At 58.8% G+C, this 18907-nt stretch carries 12 protein-coding genes; 6 read left to right on the top strand and 6 right to left on the bottom strand.

Annotation, left to right across the window (positions count from 1 at the left end; all coding sequences use genetic code 11):
• The 3 genes from Enr8_RS08925 to Enr8_RS08915 all read left to right on the top strand — a co-directional run bounded on the left by Enr8_RS08925 (window position 1) and on the right by Enr8_RS08915 (window position 4654).
• Window positions 1-996 (top strand): hypothetical protein, encoded by a 996-nt coding sequence (locus Enr8_RS08925; protein ID WP_246120011.1) that lies wholly within the window; start codon window positions 1-3, stop codon window positions 994-996.
• Between the two features lie 72 nt (window positions 997-1068).
• Window positions 1069-1974: a ThuA domain-containing protein gene (locus Enr8_RS08920; RefSeq protein ID WP_146430611.1), complete on the top strand. Its 906-nt coding sequence runs from the start codon at window positions 1069-1071 to the stop codon at window positions 1972-1974.
• A gap of 307 nt (window positions 1975-2281) precedes the next feature.
• Window positions 2282-4654 (top strand): glycoside hydrolase family 15 protein, encoded by a 2373-nt coding sequence (locus Enr8_RS08915; protein ID WP_146430609.1) that lies wholly within the window; start codon window positions 2282-2284, stop codon window positions 4652-4654.
• Between the two features lie 149 nt (window positions 4655-4803).
• Here Enr8_RS08915 and Enr8_RS25765 read toward each other — a convergent pair whose 3' ends face one another.
• The 3 genes from Enr8_RS25765 to Enr8_RS08900 all read right to left on the bottom strand — a co-directional run bounded on the left by Enr8_RS25765 (window position 4804) and on the right by Enr8_RS08900 (window position 7651).
• Window positions 4804-6141 (bottom strand): HAD-IA family hydrolase, encoded by a 1338-nt coding sequence (locus Enr8_RS25765; RefSeq protein WP_222434824.1) that lies wholly within the window; start codon window positions 6139-6141, stop codon window positions 4804-4806.
• 122 nt (window positions 6142-6263) lie between these two features.
• On the bottom strand, window positions 6264-6890 hold the full coding sequence (locus tag Enr8_RS08905) for a rhomboid family intramembrane serine protease (protein WP_146430607.1): 627 nt from the start codon (window positions 6888-6890) through the stop codon (window positions 6264-6266).
• The gene (locus Enr8_RS08900) at window positions 6878-7651 is read right to left on the bottom strand and encodes a M90 family metallopeptidase (RefSeq protein ID WP_146430604.1); all 774 of its coding nucleotides are present in this window, start codon (window positions 7649-7651) and stop codon (window positions 6878-6880) included. Before Enr8_RS08900 ends, Enr8_RS08905 begins: the two co-directional genes overlap by 13 nt.
• A gap of 289 nt (window positions 7652-7940) precedes the next feature.
• Between Enr8_RS08900 and Enr8_RS08895 the strand changes: the two genes are divergently transcribed.
• From Enr8_RS08895 to Enr8_RS08885, 3 genes are all read left to right on the top strand, one after another.
• On the top strand, window positions 7941-9404 hold the full coding sequence (locus Enr8_RS08895; protein WP_146430602.1) for a sulfatase: 1464 nt from the start codon (window positions 7941-7943) through the stop codon (window positions 9402-9404).
• 228 nt (window positions 9405-9632) lie between these two features.
• Window positions 9633-11588, top strand: a complete 1956-nt coding sequence (locus Enr8_RS08890) for an amylosucrase (protein ID WP_146430599.1) — start codon at window positions 9633-9635, stop codon at window positions 11586-11588.
• Between the two features lie 387 nt (window positions 11589-11975).
• A complete protein-coding gene (locus Enr8_RS08885; protein ID WP_246120010.1) occupies window positions 11976-13052 on the top strand; it encodes an alpha/beta hydrolase in 1077 nt (358 codons plus the stop codon).
• A gap of 28 nt (window positions 13053-13080) precedes the next feature.
• Here Enr8_RS08885 and Enr8_RS08880 read toward each other — a convergent pair whose 3' ends face one another.
• From Enr8_RS08880 to Enr8_RS08870, 3 genes are all read right to left on the bottom strand, one after another.
• Window positions 13081-16482, bottom strand: coding sequence for a peroxidase family protein (locus Enr8_RS08880; protein ID WP_146430593.1), 3402 nt, complete (start codon window positions 16480-16482; stop codon window positions 13081-13083).
• Between the two features lie 473 nt (window positions 16483-16955).
• A complete protein-coding gene (locus Enr8_RS08875) occupies window positions 16956-17399 on the bottom strand; it encodes a hypothetical protein (RefSeq protein WP_146430590.1) in 444 nt (147 codons plus the stop codon).
• A gap of 161 nt (window positions 17400-17560) precedes the next feature.
• Window positions 17561-18565: a DUF1559 domain-containing protein gene (locus Enr8_RS08870; RefSeq protein WP_146430587.1), complete on the bottom strand. Its 1005-nt coding sequence runs from the start codon at window positions 18563-18565 to the stop codon at window positions 17561-17563.
• Window positions 18566-18907 lie beyond the last annotated feature (342 nt).

Below are 18907 nucleotides of genomic sequence, written 5' to 3'. Positions count from 1 at the left end.
ATGAAGTCGCCGAAGATGCTTTGGATCGCCGCGTGCGTCGCCCTATTGTCGACCGCGAATGCGGACGCCGCCGAAACGCCAACCGACGTGGTAATCGTCGCCGTCGGCGAGCCGGGCGAACCGCAATACGAAAAGCTCTTTACCGCCTGGGCGGCCGACTGGCGAGCGGCGGCGGAAAAGTCGGGCAGCACGTATCTGGAAATCGGTCTGTCGGACCGTGAGAAAAAAGCGAAAGCGGATCGCGAGATCCTCCGCGAGTCGCTCGCGCGGCTCGAAAAGTCGCCGCCGCAGACGCTCTGGATTGTGCTGATTGGCCACGGCACGTTTGACGGCAAGAAGGCGAAATTTAATCTCCGCGGCGCCGACATCACCGCGTCCGAGTTAGCCGAACGCCTGGCGCCAATCGATTGCCGCATCGCCATCGTCAACTGCGCCTCGGCCAGCGGGCCGTTCGTTCAGCAGCTGGCCGCCCCCAACCGCGCAGTCGTCACGTCGACGCAGAGCGGCTACGAGTACAACTTCGCCCGGTTCGGCGGTTATCTCGCCCAGGCGATTGGCGACGCGTCGGGTGATCTCGACAAAGATGGTCAAACGTCGCTACTGGAAGCCTGGCTAGCCGCCGCCAAACGAACGCAAGAGTACTATGAGTCCGACTCGCGACTGGCCACGGAACACTCGCTGCTCGACGACAACGGTGATGGCAAAGGGACGCCGGCCGATTGGTTCCGCGGTCTTCATTTGATCAAGAAGTCGAAAGATGCAACGCTGCCTGACGGTACGCTCGCCAATCAGTTCGTCCTCAGTCCCGCCGGCGAGGCGATCACGCTCACCGCCGAGCAGCGACAACAACGCGATGAGCTGGAACGCAAGTTGGCTGAGCTGCGGCAGAACAAAGAGAATCTATCGGAAGAGGAGCATCTGGCGCAGCTGCAAGCGATCCTTGTTCCGATCGCCAAACTCTATCAGGCGGCGGAATCGCCAAGCGGCGAGCAGTAGCCCAGAATTGCTTAGCGGTTGGTTTCGCGGTAGGATGCCGAGCAGTTCCAGAATACCCCACTGGGAGCCATCATGCACAAAACGCTCTCTTACCTGCTGTTGTCGACCTTTCTCCTTTCCCTTCTTTTTACATCGACCGCCAGCGCCGTCGCCCCGCCGCGTCAGAAGATTGTGTTGATCGCCGGCAAGAAGAGCCACGGGCCGGAAGGGAATGGCATTCACGACTATCCCTGGTCGGTCAAGCTGTTGCAGGCAATGCTCGTTAACAGCAACATTTCCGGCAACATCACCGTCGAGCATCACCTGAACGGCTGGCCAGACAATCCGAGCACCCTCAACGACGCCGACGCGATCATGATCATCTCGGACGGTCGCGACGGCGACAAGTACGAAGAGGCGCCCCACTTTCAAAGCGAAGAGCACGTCGCCCAAATCCAAAAACAAATCGATCGCGGCTGCGGATTCCTGACATTTCACTTCTCGACGTTCGCCCCCGATAAGTACGCCGACAAGATCCTCGATTGGAGCGGCGGCTATTTTGACTGGGAGGAAAATGGCGAGCGGAAGTGGTATTCGGCGATCACCACGCAGACCGCCGCTCTGCAGCTCTCGGCGGCCGATCATCCGATTTCACGCGGCGTCGTACCGTTCACCTTGCGCGAAGAGTTTTATTACAACCTGCGGTTTGACCCCGATGATGTGAAGCGCCAATCGATCGTCAGCGTCCCGACGCTCCCTGGACGCGAGCCGGACGGGAAGGTGGTCGCCTGGGCCCGCGAGCGCGAGAATGGAGGCCGCGGTTTTGGCACGACCTGCGGCCATTACTATGACAATTGGAAAGAGCCGGAGTTTCGCAAGCTGATTCTCAACGCAATCGCCTGGGCGGCGCATGTGGAAGTTCCGGCGGGCGGCGTCTCGTCGAAATTCTACGAGCATGACGAGATCAATGAGGCGATGATTTATCTAATCCCTCGTTAACCGACGCATGCGCGATCGGCGTTAGTGAGGCAAGCTGGTCAAGGCGACCGAAGCAGGCGAGTCCTCAAGATTCGTCGATGCAGGTCAACGCCGACCAGCGCGGCCGCAACCAGCCAGAACGATACAGATTGAAGAAAACCGCTCTAATACCGGCCCCGCCTAATTATCGAAGTCGGATCGCTCTAAGCCGCACAATCGTTCGCATCGACTTAATCGATAGCCTTGTGCGGGGCTGGTCTCCGGAAGCCGAAGGAGTGTAAGAGTCGCATGATTGTGCGTTCCAAACTCCCGGCCTGGATTCTCCCCCATGACTGATCGCATTGCCCCTGGCGCCCCTGGAATCGAACCGCGGTGGACCTCCAGCGCCAAACATGGCATTGGAACCGCTTATCACAGCGCCTCGCACGTCTGGTTCACGTTGAGTCACGGCATCGTCAACGAGATCTACTATCCGCACGTCGATTCGCCGAACACCCGCGACCTGCAGTTGCTATTCACCGACGGCGAAACCTTCTTTCACGAAGAGAAGCGGCATCTGCGTCACCAGATCGAACGCCCCGAGCCGCACGCGCCCCTTTATCGCTTGACCAATACGGCGCCCGACGATCGGTATCGCGTCGTCAAAGAGATCATCTGCGAGCCCCACACCAACGTGGTGCTGATGAACGTCAAGGTCGAGATCCTCGATCCGGCGCTGGCTGACAAGCTGAAGGTCTTTGTGCTGCTCGCGCCTCACTTGAGCAACACCGGCGCGCACAATACCGCCAGTCAACTGAATCTGGCGGGGCGAAACCTACTGCACGCAAAGCGGGGCATCGTCGAACTGGTACTTGGCTGCGATACCGACTTCGTCCGTCGTTCGGTTGGGTTCGTCGGGGTCAGCGACGGCTGGCGCGACATCCGAGAAAACTTCCAGATGGATTGGGAGTACGACCTGGCCGAAGATGGCAACGTCGCCATGATGGGCGAGATCGACCTGTCGCGCGGCCTCGAGTTCAACATTGGCGTCGCTATGGGACACAACACGCAAGGCGCCGCGACGCAGTTGCTGCAAGCGTTCGTCTATCCTTTCGCCGATCAGAAGAGCCGCTACATCGAGCAATGGAAACGGACGATCTACGCCGACTCGATGCAACTCTACGATCCGGCGACTGCGTCGCTGGTCCGGCTCAGCCAATGCGTTCTGATGGCGCACGAAGACAAGATCTTCGCCGGCGCGACGGTCGCCTCGATGAGCATCCCCTGGGGCGAAACGAAAGACGATAGCGACTCGGGCGGCTATCACCTAGTTTGGGCCCGCGACATGGTGCAAACCACAACGGCGCTGTTGGCCTGCGGCGAAAAAGAATCGCCGCTGCGGGCGCTCAACTGGCTTTCCTGCGTGCAGCGCGACGATGGAGGAATGCCGCAGAACTGCCGCATCGACGGAACCGCCTATTGGAAAGGGGTCCAGCTGGACGAGATTGCGGCGCCGGTCATCTTGGCGTGGCGGCTGCAGCACGTCGGCGCCCTGGCGAAGTTCGATCCGTGGAACATGGTCCAACGTGCCGTTCGCTTTTTGATTTTGCATGGCCCGGTGACCGCGCAAGAGCGGTGGGAAGAAAACGAAGGGTATTCTCCCTCGACGCTGGCGGCGTTGATCTCCGCGATAATTTGCGCGGCCGACTTTGCCGACTTGCGGCAAGATCCCCAGCTGGCCACGTTCTTACGCGACTATGGCGACTGGGCGGCCGCTTCGCTCGAAAAATGGACCGTCACCGATTGCGGCGAACTGGTCGCAGGGAAACCGCGTCACTACATTCGCATCACGCCGGCCAGTCCTCGGCCGGGCTGCATCTCGCCCGATCCCAACAGCGAGTATGTGCAGATCGCCAATGGCGGCGGCGAGCATCTAGCCCGCGATATTGTTGACGGCGGCTTTTTGCAGTTGGTTCGTCTGGGCGTTCGCGCGGCGGACGACCCCGTCATCGTTGATACGGTCGCCGTCATCGACGAGGTACTGAAGCACGATCTGCCGCAGGGTCCCTGTTGGCGGCGGTACAATCACGATGGCTATGGCCAACGCGCCGACGGCAGCGCCTTTGGTGGCGCCGGCGAAGGACGTTGTTGGCCGCTGCTAACTGGCGAACGCGGGTTTTACGAACTGGCGGCTGGGCGCGATCCGTCACCCTACATCAAGGCGCTCGAAGGATTCGCGAATGACGGCGGCATGTTGACCGAGCAAGTCTGGGACGCCGAGGACATCCCGTCCCGCGAACTCTTCCTTGGCCAACCAACCGGCGCAGCAATGCCGCTCTGCTGGGCGCATGCCGAATATGTCACGCTGGTCCGTAGTTGGTGCGACGGCGCCGTGTTTGACCGGATCGAGTCGGTCTACCAGCGGTACGCGGTCGCCAAAACCGCGAGCCACGTCGAAATGTGGACGCTGGCCCATCAACCGGCCGAGATTCCCGCCGGCAAACCGCTCCGAATCATCTGCGATGCCCCGTTTGTCGCACACTGGAGCGACGATGCGTGGGAAACGCGGGCCGATGTTTCAGCGGTTGAGAACTCGCTGGGCCTCTACGTCGTCGACTTACCGGTCGAGCGGCAAGCGAGCGGCTCGACCGTCGTTTTCACGTTCCACTGGACCGCAGAAGATCGCTGGGAAGGCCAAGACTTCTCGGTGCAGATCGACTAACAGTCCGTTGATTTTCTCAACGGGCTGCTGGATCGCAGGGATGCGATCCCAAAATAGCGACGTAAGTCGTTATTTTGCGAGCCGCGAAGAGCTATGCTCTGAGCCTGGCGAGGTTGGAAAATGCCACGATGGCATTTTTCAACAGGCAGCTAAACGTCGACGTCCAGCCCCAACGCCAACAGCGCATGCTTCGTCTCGGTCAGCGAGCGATGGCAGATGCCGTTGATGCCCATCGCGCGGGCGATTTCGACAAACATCGGCCGGTCGTCGACATAGGCGATCTGCTTCGGCTGGGCGTGGGCGACGTCCATCGCCAGCTGATAAATTTCGGAGTCCGGCTTCCGCAGGTGGACGTAGCAGGACGAAATAAAGCAGTCGAACAGATTGCCGAGCTGGAACTCCTTAATCCGATACTCGTTCAACTCGCGACCTTCGTTGCTGGCCGCGATCACGTGCAGGCGGTTTTTCTTCTTGATGGCGGTCATGAACTCCAGCATCTCGGGCAGCTCCTGAGACTGATTCATCATGAACTCTTGGAAGTCGCGGCGACTGAACGATCGCTGCTGGAAGAAGACGACTCGATCGAGATATTCGTCCAGCGTCAGCCGCCCCGTTTCGTACTTGTCGAACGTCAGATGGTGGCGTTCGTCGAGCTGCGCGTAATCAAGCTGGAACTCTTTGGCCGCCTGGATGCGGGCATTGTGATCCCAGCCATTGGTGAGCAACACGCCGCCGATATCTAGAAACAGCGTCGTGATCTTATCGCTCGACTCGCCGGTGTGCCGGATGAAGCGCGGGGCCTCTCGCTCTTCTACCCGCACCGACGCGCCGCCGATCGTATGATCCCACATCCGGAACCCGCCGAGGAAGGCGTTGTTGTTGTTGCCCAGCGTCGTGTTCGGCGGCGGTTCGTCGACCAAACGAGCATTGCCGCCCCCCAGGGTCACGTACTCCGCTTCGAGCGCCGCCTTCAAGAGCTTGACGACTTCCAAAACGGTGTTGCGCCACTTCTTCTTGCCGAGCCGCTCTAGCCCCCGTTCGCCAATGTAGTCTTCAAACGTCTTGTTGTTCTTGAAGGGCAGGTGGGCCAGCTCCATCGGTTGCAAGATGCCGTCGACGATCATCGCCGAGCCCAGGCCGGTTCCCAGACCGAGAAACAGCATCCGCCCACCGTGATAGTCGCCCATCGCTTGCATGGCGGCGTCGTTGGTCAACTTGGTCGGTTTGCCTAGCGCCGCTTCAAAATCAAAGCCGACCCAACCATCGCCCAAATTGTGCGGTTCGCGGAAGATCTTGCCTTGCACCACCGGAGTCGGAACGCCGATCGAGATCACGTCGTACTCCAGGTCGGCGGTCGCTTCCTTGACGCCGGCGACCATCTGCTCGGGCGTCATATCGGGACCCGAAGGAAACTTCCGTTTCTCGTCGATCGCGGTGGTGAGCATTTTTACGTTCGTACCGCCGACGTCGATGGTCAAGATGATCATGGTGTTCCTTCAATGCGAATGACGACCGAGCTTTTCGATTCTACCGAAAACCTGTCGTGATACGCCATCACTAAACGCAAGGGAAGGGGAGACGCAAAGAAGAATAATCGACTGACGCGCGTTTACGCCGGCCAGACGTCTCCCAATGCGAGTCCCAGCGCAAATGCGACAAGATGTGCAGTATCTGCGGGCAAGTCGCCCGTGTCTTTGGCCGCAAAAAACAGGCTGAACAGCACGCGTAGCGACAAATAGAGCGCAACGATCCCAATTAGGGTCATAGAATCGCCGCTCATCGACAGCCAGCCGCCAAAGCAGCCGTAGTAACCGGCCGAAGGCCCGACATCATGCGTCCCATGCAGGGTTTCTCCCAGCGGATGCTGGAAATAGCGGAGCGGCGCGACGATCACGACCGCCTCGATCACCAGCGTCAGCGCATGAATCGCGAAAAATAGGACGACGGCGGGCCAGGTTCCGAAGTTCCACTCCAGTACCCCCACCAACAGCCCCGCCGCTAGCAGCGATGCGTATAATCGCCAGCCGCCGACGGTCAGAAAGATCGAAGTAAAGATCCGCCGCCAAGCGAGCCGCCACAAATGCCGCGGAGCGTATCCGTAGTCGCGCAGGTCCGCTTCGGGAAGCGCCGCACGATGCGTCTTGGTCCAAATCGCTGCGATGATCAGCGCCGTCACCAGCGTCAGCGTGAACGGGATCTTTGCCAGCGCCGCCACAAGTTCCATCAATGGGCCCATCGCAGCGGATCTTGCCGATAGTAAGTCCGCAGCACGTCGTACAGATCGGGATCGTGCGTCGACAGCGGTTTCGGCGTTTGAAAGAACGCTTCCGTCAGCACCGCGAAGAACTCGGCCTCGTTGGTGGCTCCGTAGCGATCGACCAGCGGCCGATGACCGGTTTGGCAGTCATGCACCTGCTGTTGGTAAGCGCGGCGAAAATTGGAGATCCAGGCTTCCGCCTGATCGCTCGACTCCATCGGCGGAATACCGTCGGCGACGCTGCTGTTGAGCATGTCAAGCTGGTGGGCGAACTCGTGAAACACCAGGTTGCGGGCATGGTTGGGGCCGCTGGCGCCTTCAAACACGTCTGGCAGCGACAGAATCACCGGCCCGCGATACCAGGCCTCGCCCAGTCGATCCGATTGAGTCGCCATGACGACGCCGCCGGTCGCGACTTGCGACTCGGCGCGGTAGGCGGAAGGGTAGATCAGGACCGACATGACGTTGTCGAAGTACTCTTCTCCCAAACCGAGCGTCAGCAACCCGACCTGGGCGGCGACGGCGACTTTGGAGAGGTCGTTCAGTTCTAGATCGTTACATCCTTCCCAATTTTTCTCCGCGAAAAGAATCGCGATCGAATTCTCCAATTTTTTTCGCTCGTCGCCGTTGAGCGCCCGATATTGCCACAGATGTTTCTCGACGAACTCCTTCCACTGGGGCGGAAAAGGGCGGCTCTTGAGCTTGTCGCGCCGTCGTCGTTTCAACCAGGAAAAAAACATCCGTTGATCCAGAAAAGGAGCATAGGGGATAGCTGTGAGACCGGACCTATGATCTCCGCCGGTTCGCCCCCGGTAAAGCGGTTCTAGTCGTTTATCGGCCTTCCCGCGGCCTCGTCATCAGGCTCAAACGGGGTAGGCGTCTGAACGTATTTGCCGCTCCCCCCGAGATCAAACCTCGCCGCTTTCCCCGCTGAAAGGGGCGCCGCTGCGCTAAAATGAGCGTCAGGATTGATTATGGTAGTAGGATTCCACCGGGTTCCTTCCCCCTCTCGTTTCGGAGAATCGACCGATGCGTCGTCTGATTGCACTCTCGATCTGCCTGCTGACTCTGTTGAACCTGAGTACCGCATTGGCGGCCAAAAAACCGAATATCGTCCTGATCTTCGCCGACGACCAAGGGTGGATGGATACAGGCTTTCAGGGACGCGGTTACATTGAGACGCCCAATCTAGACCGCTTGGCCAAGCAAGGGATGACCTTCACTTCCGCTTACGCATCGGCCGGCAACTGCGCGCCGAGCCGCGCATGTCTTCTCTCGGGCACGTACACGCCGCGGCATGACGTCTACGCCGTCTTCAGCACCATTCGCGGCAAGAAGAGCGAAATGCGGCTGGTTCCGATTCCCAACCGCAATGGACTGGCCGAGTCGAACGTCACCCTGGCCGAAGCGCTGAAGGAAGCAGGTTACGCCACCGGCCACTTTGGCAAATGGCATCTGGATGGCCCTGATGGCGCGCTGCCGAGCGAGCAAGGCTTTGACGTCACGCTCGATTCCTTTGGAGATGGGGTCTTGAAAGAAGGGACGGAGACCAACAAGAAGGGTCCGCCGGAAGATCCGAAGGGGGTCTTTACGCTGACCCGCAAAGCGTGCGAGTTCATGGAAGAGAACCAAGAACGTCCTTTCTTCTGCTACCTGGCGCATCACGCGATTCATGGTCCGCTGCAAGCCCAGCCAGAGACGCTGGCGAAGTTTGAGCAGAAGGAAAAGGGGAAACTCGATCCGAACGCGATGTACGCCGGCTGCACGTATGACATGGATATCAGCGTCGGAATGTTGCTCGAAAAATTGGACGAACTGAAGTTGACTGACAACACGCTGGTCGTCTTCACCAGCGACAACGGGGCGACGCAAGCGGCGGCGCAAGAGCCGCTCCGCGGCAACAAAGGGGGTTACTACGAGGGGGGAATTCGCGAACCGTTTCTCGTCCGCTGGCCCGGCGTCACCAAGCCTGGCAGCACATCGGACGTACCGGTGATCAACGTCGATCTCTACCCGACGTTTCTGGCCGCCGCTGGGGCGCAGGTTCCGGCCGGCAAGACGCTAGACGGCGAGTCGCTGTTGCCGCTCCTGTCAGGCGACGCTCCGCTGAAACGAGAGGCGATCTTCTGGCACTTTCCCGGCTATCTCAATACGCCGGTGATTCGCGGGCGCAAACTCGACGTGCAAACCGGATTTCGTTCGCGGCCGGTCACCGTGATCCGCAAGGGAGACTGGAAGCTCCATCTGTTCCATGAAGAGTGGCAGTTGGACGGGGGGCGAGAAAAGATCGCCACCAACAACGCGGTCGAGCTCTACAATCTGAAGGACGACATCGGCGAGCGGAACGATTTGGCGAATGCGGAGACCGCCAAACGTGACGAGTTGGTCGACGATCTGCTGGCCTGGTGGAAGGCGGTCGACGCCAAAGTTCCCACCGAAAAGAACCCGAGATATAATCCGGGACCACGAAAAGCAGGCCAAAAATCAAAGTAACGGCGTTCACCCTGGCCGGGAGCTACGATACGCTATTACCAATCGCTAAAAAGCCGAATATAGGCGAGTTACGGCCTATTATTGTGCTCAGCGGCGTTTTTCGCCGTTGGTAACGCGTTACTGACTCGTTCGGTTCCGCTAGGAACTTGCCCCCAGGGGCCGCGGACCGAAAAGAAGAGACTTGTCGCACTCGGCACGCGAGCTAGATTTGCTTCGATGGAGGATGCTATGCGCTCGACGCCACCAGCCAGGAACCTGACCCGAGAAGCGACTGCGCTGCGCCGGTTGATCCCGCGATTGAAAAAAAACTTTGAAGATCGCATTGAACCGACTGAGTGGGAAACCTACTCGCGCCGCATTGACGAACACTTTCCGAAATTGTTTCGCCAGCTCTTTGCGCTGTACGGCCACCAATACGACTTTTACTATCACCTTGAAGGCATTCTGACGTCGATCACAGAAATGTGGCTCAATCGATCGCCCGAACTCAAGGCGCTCGACGCGCTGCGCGAAGCCGATCCGCAATGGTACCAATCGCAGCGGATGATCGGCGCGATGTGCTACGTCGACCTCTTTGCCGAAAATCTGAAAGGGGTGCGCGACAACATCCCCTATCTGACCGAAATGGGGATCACGTATCTTCACCTGATGCCGGTCTTCCGTTCTCCCAAAGGAGACAACGACGGCGGCTATGCGGTCAGCAGCTATCGGGAAGTGAACCCTGATCTCGGCAACATGGAAGAACTGTCGGAGCTGGCCGGCGAACTGCGACATCGCGGCATCTCGCTCTGTCTTGACTTCGTGCTGAATCATACGTCGGACGAACATGAATGGGCCCGCAAGGCGCTGCTCGGCGACGAAGAGTGCCGCGACTACTACCGAATGTATCCTGATCGCACGATGCCCGACGCTTTTGAGAAAAGCATGGGGGCGATCTTCCCGGAAGAGCATCCGGGCGCGTTCACCTATCGCAGCCAACTGCGGAAGTGGATCTGGACCACGTTCCACAACTATCAATGGGACCTCAACTACGAAAATCCGGCCCTCTTCAACCGGATGATCGAAGAGGCGCTCTTTTTGGCCAACCAGGGAGTCGAGATCCTGCGGATGGACGCCGTGGCGTTTCTTTGGAAGCGGCTGGGCACGACCTGTCAAAACCTGCCGGAAGCGCACTGGGTGTTGCGGGCGATGAACGCCGCCGTCCGCATCGCGGCCCCGGCGATGGTCTTCAAGTCGGAAGCGATCGTGCATCCGGACGACGTCCGCTCTTACATCAGCGAAAAAGAGTGCCAGCTGTCGTACAACCCGCAGCTGATGGCGCTGCTATGGAACTCGCTGGCGACGCGCGAAACCCGCACCTTGCGCGACGCGCTGGAAAAGCGTTTCAAGATCGACGCCGACTGCGAATGGGTCAACTACGTTCGTTGCCATGACGACATCGGCTGGGCGTTCTCGAATGAAGATGTCGAAGGCGCTGGGTTCGACGCCGGATCGCATCGTCGCTTTCTGACCAACTTCTACTGCGGCAAGTTTGAAGGCACGTTTGCTCGCGGATTGCCTTTTCAGGAAGATCCGACGACCGGCGACGCCCGCGTTTCCGGCACCTGCGCATCGCTGGCCGGACTCGAGAAGGCGATCGAAGAGAACGATGAGAAGGAAATCGATCTGGCGATCCGCCGCATCCATTTGCTGCACGGCGTTATCATGACGATCGGCGGCATTCCGCTGCTCTACCTGGGTGACGGAATCGCCTCGCTGAACGATTACAGCTACGAGCAAGACGTCGACAAAATGGGAGACACGCGGTGGGTTCATCGCGGCAAGCTCGATTGGGATCGCGCCAAAGATCGCCACGATCCCGAAACGATCGTCGGCCGGGTCTTTGACGGCATCTTGCGTTTGGCTCACCTGCGGCATCAAACCCGCGCCTTCAATCGGGCTCAGACCGAATTTGTCCACACCGGCAACAATCACGTGCTCGGCTACTTCCGCAACGCCGAAGATTCTTCGGTGCTTGTGCTGGCGAACTTCTCCGAGCATCCGCAGCAAATCGAAGGACGCCATCTACGGATGCTGGGCCTGCGCAAGACGGTGATCGACATCCTGGCGGGCCAAACCGTCACCGCCATGCACGAGCTGAGCATCGCCCCGTACCAGATGTTGGTGCTGATGCGTCCCGGCTAACTGCCTGTTGAAAAATGCCATCGTGGCATTTTTCAACCTCGCCAGGCTCAGAGCGTAGCTCTTCGCGGCTCGCAAAATAACGACTTACGTCGCTATTTTGGGATCGCATCCGTGCGATCACGCAGTCCGTCGAGAAAATCAACGGACTGTTAAACGCGCATTATTTGAGCGGCCAAACCAGGAAAAAAAGGGGGGGCAAGTCGCCCCCCCTTTCGTCGTTCTTGCCCGTTTCGTTGGCGGCGTTGCAAGACTGCTCGGCGCAACGGAGAAAATCTTGGCCGATTGTCAGGAAATGACAATAAACCTGGCTTCTCAAACATCCCAGCAAGTGAGTCCCCCGCACGCTGGTTCTCCACTGGGCCATTTTCATCGAGGATGAGGTTTGTCATGACGAAGCGTCACTCTTTGCTTTCTTGCGCGGTATCTCTAGCGATCTTTTCACTCGCACTCGCGCAAGAGGACGGCGGCGTCCGGCGTTCTGACAAGGATCGCCTCCAACAGTTTCTACAGCGTTTCCCCGACGCCGACGCCAACAAGGATGGCGTGCTGACAATGCAAGAAGCGCGGGCCTATCGAGAAGAGCGCCGCGGCGCCGCTCCGGCAGGAAGAGGGCGAAAATCGACGGCGACGCATCCCGACGTCGCGTATGGCGACCATCAAAAACAGAAGTTCGATCTCTGGCTACTGACCGATTCCGATGCGCCAACGCCGCTGATCATCTTCATCCATGGGGGCGGATTCCGCGGTGGGGATAAGGCGAGCGTTAATCCGAAAGTGGCCGAGGACCTGAATAAAGAAGGGATCGCGTACGCGTCGCTCAACTATCGACTTTCGGACGCCGGTCCCTATCCGATCATGATGCACGACGCGGCTCGCGCACTGCAAACGATTCGGCATCGCGCGCAGGAGTGGAACATCGATCCCGAGCGGATCGTCTGTTACGGCGGATCGGCAGGCGCTGGGATCAGTCTCTGGCTGGCGTTTCACGACGACCTGGCCGACCCAGATAGCGATGATCCGATCGCGCGACAGTCGACCCGAATTTTGGCGGCCGCCACGACAAATGGTCAATCGTCGTACGATCTGTTCGTCATTCGCGACTGGTTCGGTTTGCCCGACTTGTACGCTCATGACGCGCTGCCGCAGTTCTACGGCTTTCAGGAGGAAGCCGAAGTCAAGTCGGATCGCGTCCGCAAGCTCATGAAGGATGCGTCCCCCATCAACCATCTGTCAAGCGACGATACGGCCAGCGTCTACATGACCTACGGACAAGGAAACTCCAAGGTTACCGCCAACACGCCGCAAAACGTCTGGGTCCATCATGTGACGTTTGGCCTGAAACTGAAAGAAGCGGTGGACCAGCAGGGACTGGAGTGCATCGTCACAGCGCCGGGCGTCGCCGAAGGTAAAGACGCTTACGGTTCGCCAATGACGTTTCTGATGAAGAAAGTCAAAGGGGAATAGTTACCTGAAGAATCGTTAAGCGGATCTGCTAACCAAGGGGCTCTTCCAGACCTTCTTGTTCAGCAAAAACTAGATCGACCTCGTCATCGCGAGCCGATTCCGCTTCGAGCGATTCGGACTCGATCAGTTCGATCAACGTCAGGACTTGGCTAGCAAACTCGCTGCTGAAGTAAACCGAACCCCCGATCTTCTGGAAATACTCGATGCCGGCCGCCAAGACCTGCGAATAGGCGTTGTCGCCGAAGACGACCGCCCGCCGAAACGAAAATCCGTAGGGAGTGAACGGATTGCCCGCTGGGTCGGTAAAGGCGCTCCCCAACAGTACCGAGAAACTGGTATCGGGGAGCGAACCGTCGAGATCGAAGCGGAAGGTCCGGGTAGCGTCGATCCACCGCGGATTGAGTGGGGTCACAACGCCAGAAATGTTCCCGATCACGGTGATCGCAGCCAAAATATCGGCCAGCGGCGCCGACTCGTTTAGCTGCACCTCAATGGTAAAGTCGCTGGTGTTGGCGCTAACCACCAATCCATTGGAAGTCGGTCCAGTGGCGACCACATGCGGCGCGATTCGATCTAGCGTCAGCGTCATCTGGCGCGTTAGCGACTGACCAAACTCGTCGGTCACGTTCACCCGCAGGCGATTTTCGCCCTCCATCAGTAGCGCGTCGTAATGATAGCTGGCCCCGTTTTCGTACTCGCCGGCGATCACCTGACCATCGATGATGCCGTCGCCGTTCACATCGAAGGCAACCATCGATCCAACCGGCGCCACGCCGCATAGATGGACCAGAGAGGTAGAGGTAATTCCGTCGCCGATCTCACCGGTGTCGGACTCTGGATCTAGCTGCAGCGACAGGAAGATCGGGTCGAGCGTCGTCGCGTTTCGAACATTGTCGACAAGCAAATCGACATCCGCTTGCGACAAGACGCCGTCACCATTGAGATCGGCCTCCGCGCGATAATAGTCGACTCCGTCGACATCATGTCGCTGGGCCGAGATCCGATCGAGAACGTTGATCAAGTCGAGCACGTCGACCGTTCCGTCGCCGCGATGGTCGCTGGGCAGATAGGCGTGCACGACGAACGAGCCGGTCGTCGAACCTTGGCCCGCAACCCGCACGTCATACTCGCCCGGCGCAAGCCACGCGAGCATGTAGCTGCTATTGTCGCCGGTCGGCGCGTCTTGCCAGACGACTTCCGCCGCTACCGGTTGCCCCTGGGAATCGAAAATCTGCACCGCCGCCGGATCAAACGAACCGCCACCGGTGGCCGTCACTTTCCAACCGAGCAAGATCGCCTCGGAGTGGAGCTGAAAGTCTTCTTCCGATACCGAGATCGCAAAGCTTTGCGTTTGCCCCAGCGTTTGAATCTCGCCAGAGAAGTGGGCGAACAGGTTGTGGGAGCCTGTCTCGTTCTTGGTCAGCTTGATCGGCTCCAGCATGACGTTCTTGGCGCCGGAATAGACCTCGTGCCCCAGCATCAGGCTGACCTTGTCTGACGCCAATTCGTACGTCGCTCCGGTCACCGCATCGACATAGTCCGTCCCGTCCATGTTCAGGTCATTCGTGACGCCGCCGGGAGTCAGGTCGAGGTCGTGATCGAGCAGTTGGCCCCAGAAGACGAAGAAACCGCTCGTCCCTGCGCTGTTGGGGACCGACGCCGATTGATCCATCACCGTGTTGCTGATCTCGCGGGTGCTCGGGCGATCGGCGCCCGCCGGCGAGAAATAGTCGTCGCCATACGACACCGTGAAGTTGTGCGCCAGGTTGTCATTGGCGGCGCCGGCGGTTGGATCGATTTGGTTGTTTCCCTGACCGTCGGTGGTGCGATAGTCGGACGACGTCTCGGTCGCCAGCGTGACGTTCGCCGCAGGCGCCGCTGCGCCGCCGTTCAGCAAAAAGGCGTTCTCATTCATGCCGGTGATCGACGTGTTTCGCTCGATCAGACGGGTGAGCGTGGTGCTTTGGATCAGCGCCATTTCGTCGGCGGTGAATTGACCATTCTCAAAATAGTAGCGATCGCCGTCGCGGGCTCGGGCGAATTGATCGGCGATGATCCTTTGAAACAGCGGACCAAGCTGGGCGCCGGCGACATGGTCTTCGGCGACGCCGCCGACCCAGATGTCGACCAAGTCAACGTCGCCATACGCCTGCTCTAGTTTCAAGGCGACGGCCGGATCGGACGATATCTCGCTGAACGACGTGGCCGCCGGCAGTCCAAAATCGATCCGCGCCTGGTTGTAGCTGGGCAGTCCCAGATCGCGCCCACGCTGGATGTTGATCGCCGCCAAATCCAATCCGCCGGCGCCAGGCGGGCCAAACAGAAAATTACGGACGTCGCTAATGACCAATTCGTCAATCTCTTCCGACTGACTCAGATAGAGCCCGCGTAGATACGGCTCGATCCCATCGGCGGCGACCGCCTGCGGATTGAAAAAGGCATAGCGCAATTCGAGCGATCCGCCAGGCAATGAGTTGAGCTGTTCGTCCAAACGCTGAATCTCAGAGAACAGCTGCGTGTGCCCAACGCGGTACGCGGCATTCGAGAAGAGGGAACTAATCGCGGGATCAACCGTCTCGTCGTAGCCTGCGTAGGTCGACAAGCCGGTTTCGCCAACCAGGATCGGCAGATACTCGTAGTAAGTGATCTGTTGCACGATCGCACCGACTAGGCGGCGGGCCTGCTGATAGATTTGTTCGTCGGTCAGCGCCGGATCGGCGGTCTTGATTTCGTCCGCCAAACGATTGTGCTCGCGGACCAGTAGCGTATGAAGCGAAGTCAGGGCGACGTTTTCATTCGATCGCACGTCCCCGGCGACAAACAGTTCGGCCGCGTCAAACGGCCCGGCATTGTCGTTCTCTTGTTGTCCTTCGGGAAACGTCGCCAGGTCATTCAGCGGCAGCAGATCGCCGGCGCTCGTCTTCAGCTTTCCCTCGACAAAGGTGCGCAGCGCCGCCGCGCGATGGTCATCGCTGCCGTAAACCATCCCCGCGTCGAGAAAACTGGTAATCAGATTTTGATGCGCAAGTGGATTGCTGGCGCTGTCGCCGGTCGTAGCGTCGTAGCGGGCCCGACGCATCGGGATCGTGGCGACGCCGGTATTGTAGGGATCAAAATAGGGGTCGCCAGCCGGAACAGGAATGTCCAACGAATCGGTCGGCAGGGCGGCCCACGGCAGTTCAATCTTGAATACGCCGTAAGCGTCGGTTACCGTCGTGACGCCTGCCAATTCGACCGGCACGCCGGCCAGCGGTTCGTTGTTGGGGCTGAGGATCTGACCGGTGATCACGGTCGTGGCGCCGGCGGGGCCCAACTCAGTCGCATCGTCGCCCAACGAAGCGGCGGCGAACATCGAACGCGTCTCAAGCTGCTCATAGCGAACTTCGGAAACCGGTTTGCACCTGCGGCGGTTTCTACGGGGACTTCGCATCGGACTCTAGTTCCAGTTCTGACTCGGGGAGGTCAATCAAGGTGTGCAATCGCGAGCGGCGTCCATGGACGCTATGGCGAAGCGGTCGGTTTTCGGCGAAGAGATGGGCTGCGGATCAGGGCTCGGAGAGACGTTTCCGAGCGAGATACGATCCGCTGATTGCCGCGGGAGGAAACTCCACCGCTTCCACGGCAAAAAGGGTCCTTTTGAGGGGCTCATCTAACCATCGATGTTACTAATCCCCTCTGCAGAATGCAATGGGAACGCCGTTAGGACCGGAAATCTTTACCTGAAACTCCTATTTCCACCACCAATGCCCCGCGGGGGGGTATTGAGTTTCAAGCGTCGTGCGGAAGAAGAGAGTGCATCCGCGAGAAGAGACCATGTTTGGGGCAGATTCAGAAAGCCCCGAAGCTAAATTGGCCGCGAGGAAGCGATCCTGGCCAGATCGCTCCCGGTTCAACGATCGACTCTTATTGTTCCCCTTCTTGCTCGTTCCAGTCCTTTGGCTTGCGAGGCGGTTTGCTGACGAGGTCAAAGTCAAATTGGCTGCCGCTGTCGGCGTCGACCGTAACCGCGGCGACCCCTTTTTCGCTGTAGACCTTCGGGATCCGCACTTTTCTTCCGGTCCCACCAATCGCTGTTTTGTCGGTCATATAGATCTTCGCCGTATAGTCTCCTGGCGACGCTCCTTTGCCATACCGCCGCGTCGCTAACTCGTATTTTCCTTCCGCATCGGTAATGCCAAACGCCATCGGCAAATCTTCCGAGAGAAATGCGACCTCGACGTTCTCGACCGGCTTACCTTCCATTTGAACGATACCCTGAACGGCGATCGTTTCGATTTGACTCGCGTACGAGCTGCAGCCGGTCAGTAGCAACAGCGTACTTAGGTAATATGGCAAGCTTCGTTTCATGCAATTAACTTTTTGGAGCAAGAGGTTGTCTGCCGTAAATTTGCGTTGGTCGTTCGCGAAACGCTTTCGCCTTAAGGCGCCGTGGGGGACTTCGATCTCAAATCGCCCAGAGCTGTGTGACGTAATCTGTCCTGATTACTACGTCGTAGTTGGACGAGCGACTAGAACTCGCCGACCACTTGACCGTCGTTGCGGGCCGAAATCCGATTCAACAAGGACGGTTCAACCGTCGAAGCGATGAAACGAGCGCTGGCGTCGGCCAAAACAAACTGCGCCCCGCCGGCATGATGCGAGCCAAACGAGTAGCTGTTGCTGCCGTTAATTTTGTACAACGTGCTAGTCGATCCGCTGCCGTTCAACCCGCGAAGCGTTTGAATCGTCGCGACGTTCGAGCGGACGCCGGCGGTCGAATTGCCATCGGCCGTGATCCCGATCCAGACCGAGCCGCGATAATCGATCAGGTCGCCCGAGCTATTGACCGAACCATTGGGGCCATAGGGGACTTCACCGATCATCACCGTATTGGTCGTGCCGTCGGTAATATCGCGGAAGCTCACCTTGCTGTTGGGCGAGAAGATCCCGTTGCCCCCTTCGTTGCAGCTGCCGGCGGTGTAAGGGCAGTCGGCCAAGTCGGAGTAGCTGGAGTACTGCGTATTGCGATCACCAAAAACTCCCTTGTAGGTCGAGAGACCATGCGCCGGCGCTGAAGTCGAGTTCGGAAACGCTTCATTCAGATCTCCGCCCGGAGCGCTGGGACAGCGAAAGGCGCTGATCGGCGGTTGCGAGTATTGCAGGATGTCGGCATCGTCCGACGCATGGCGGTTGCTGACGTTCAGCCCATCGAATCGATTGTTCTCTTCCAACTGCGGCAGAATCATCGTTCCCCAGCCCCAACCAGGTCCTTGGAAGACCGAAACGCTGCCATGGTCCCGGTGGCGATAGTAACCGGCCGGGAACGATCCATGCACGTCATGATAGTTGTGCAGGGCCAAGCCCATCTGCTTCAGATTGTTTCGGCATTGCATCCGACGAGCCGCTTCGCGAGCCTGTTGCACGGCCGGCAGCAGCAGGGCGATTAAGACGCCGATGATGGCGATCACGACCAGAAGTTCGACCAGCGTAAACCCACGACGGGCGCCTGGACGTGACAGAGTTTGCAAAGTCATATGGTCCTCTTCTTCTGCGTCTGAATTGGTATGAATGAATTCGTGATTTGCTTCAAGCGACAAATCCGCTTCGCTCGATTGCCTGAAATTAAGTTAAGTTCACATTCAGGCGGCTCCTAGGGACGTTCACGCAAAATGATTAACCAATTTTGCATGGCAGGACAAAATTATTGTTTCACCACGTTTGTCCGCATAATTTTTAGGCGCCTGCGCGCTACTTTTTAAGAAGCGGCGACCAGAGGTGGGGTAAATCGCCCAATTCTTGCAGGAAGACAACGGCCGCAATGTGCCCACGATCGAAGCAGACGACCGACTTATCGTGCTACGGCGTCAGCAGCCGCC

The sequence above is a fragment of the Blastopirellula retiformator genome (assembly GCF_007859755.1).
GTDB lineage: Bacteria > Planctomycetota > Planctomycetia > Pirellulales > Pirellulaceae > Blastopirellula > Blastopirellula retiformator.
This window is presented reverse-complemented; position numbering and strand designations above follow the sequence as displayed.

What these genes read in the sequence shown, in the direction of transcription:
- Enr8_RS08925 (WP_246120011.1), top strand. Translation starts at nt 1, where the DNA reads ATGAAGTCGCCGAAGATGCTTTGGATCGCCGCGTGCGTCGCCCTATTG.
- Enr8_RS08905 (WP_146430607.1), bottom strand. Translation starts at nt 6,890, where the DNA reads ATGGGCCCATTGATGGAACTTGTGGCGGCGCTGGCAAAGATCCCGTTC.
- Enr8_RS08880 (WP_146430593.1), bottom strand. Translation starts at nt 16,482, where the DNA reads ATGCGAAGTCCCCGTAGAAACCGCCGCAGGTGCAAACCGGTTTCCGAA.
- Enr8_RS08870 (WP_146430587.1), bottom strand. Translation starts at nt 18,565, where the DNA reads ATGACTTTGCAAACTCTGTCACGTCCAGGCGCCCGTCGTGGGTTTACG.
- Enr8_RS08895 (WP_146430602.1), top strand. Translation starts at nt 7,941, where the DNA reads ATGCGTCGTCTGATTGCACTCTCGATCTGCCTGCTGACTCTGTTGAAC.
- Enr8_RS08885 (WP_246120010.1), top strand. Translation starts at nt 11,976, where the DNA reads ATGACGAAGCGTCACTCTTTGCTTTCTTGCGCGGTATCTCTAGCGATC.
- Enr8_RS25765 (WP_222434824.1), bottom strand. Translation starts at nt 6,141, where the DNA reads ATGATCATCTTGACCATCGACGTCGGCGGTACGAACGTAAAAATGCTC.
- Enr8_RS08875 (WP_146430590.1), bottom strand. Translation starts at nt 17,399, where the DNA reads ATGAAACGAAGCTTGCCATATTACCTAAGTACGCTGTTGCTACTGACC.
- Enr8_RS08920 (WP_146430611.1), top strand. Translation starts at nt 1,069, where the DNA reads ATGCACAAAACGCTCTCTTACCTGCTGTTGTCGACCTTTCTCCTTTCC.
- Enr8_RS08890 (WP_146430599.1), top strand. Translation starts at nt 9,633, where the DNA reads ATGCGCTCGACGCCACCAGCCAGGAACCTGACCCGAGAAGCGACTGCG.
- Enr8_RS08900 (WP_146430604.1), bottom strand. Translation starts at nt 7,651, where the DNA reads ATGTTTTTTTCCTGGTTGAAACGACGACGGCGCGACAAGCTCAAGAGC.
- Enr8_RS08915 (WP_146430609.1), top strand. Translation starts at nt 2,282, where the DNA reads ATGACTGATCGCATTGCCCCTGGCGCCCCTGGAATCGAACCGCGGTGG.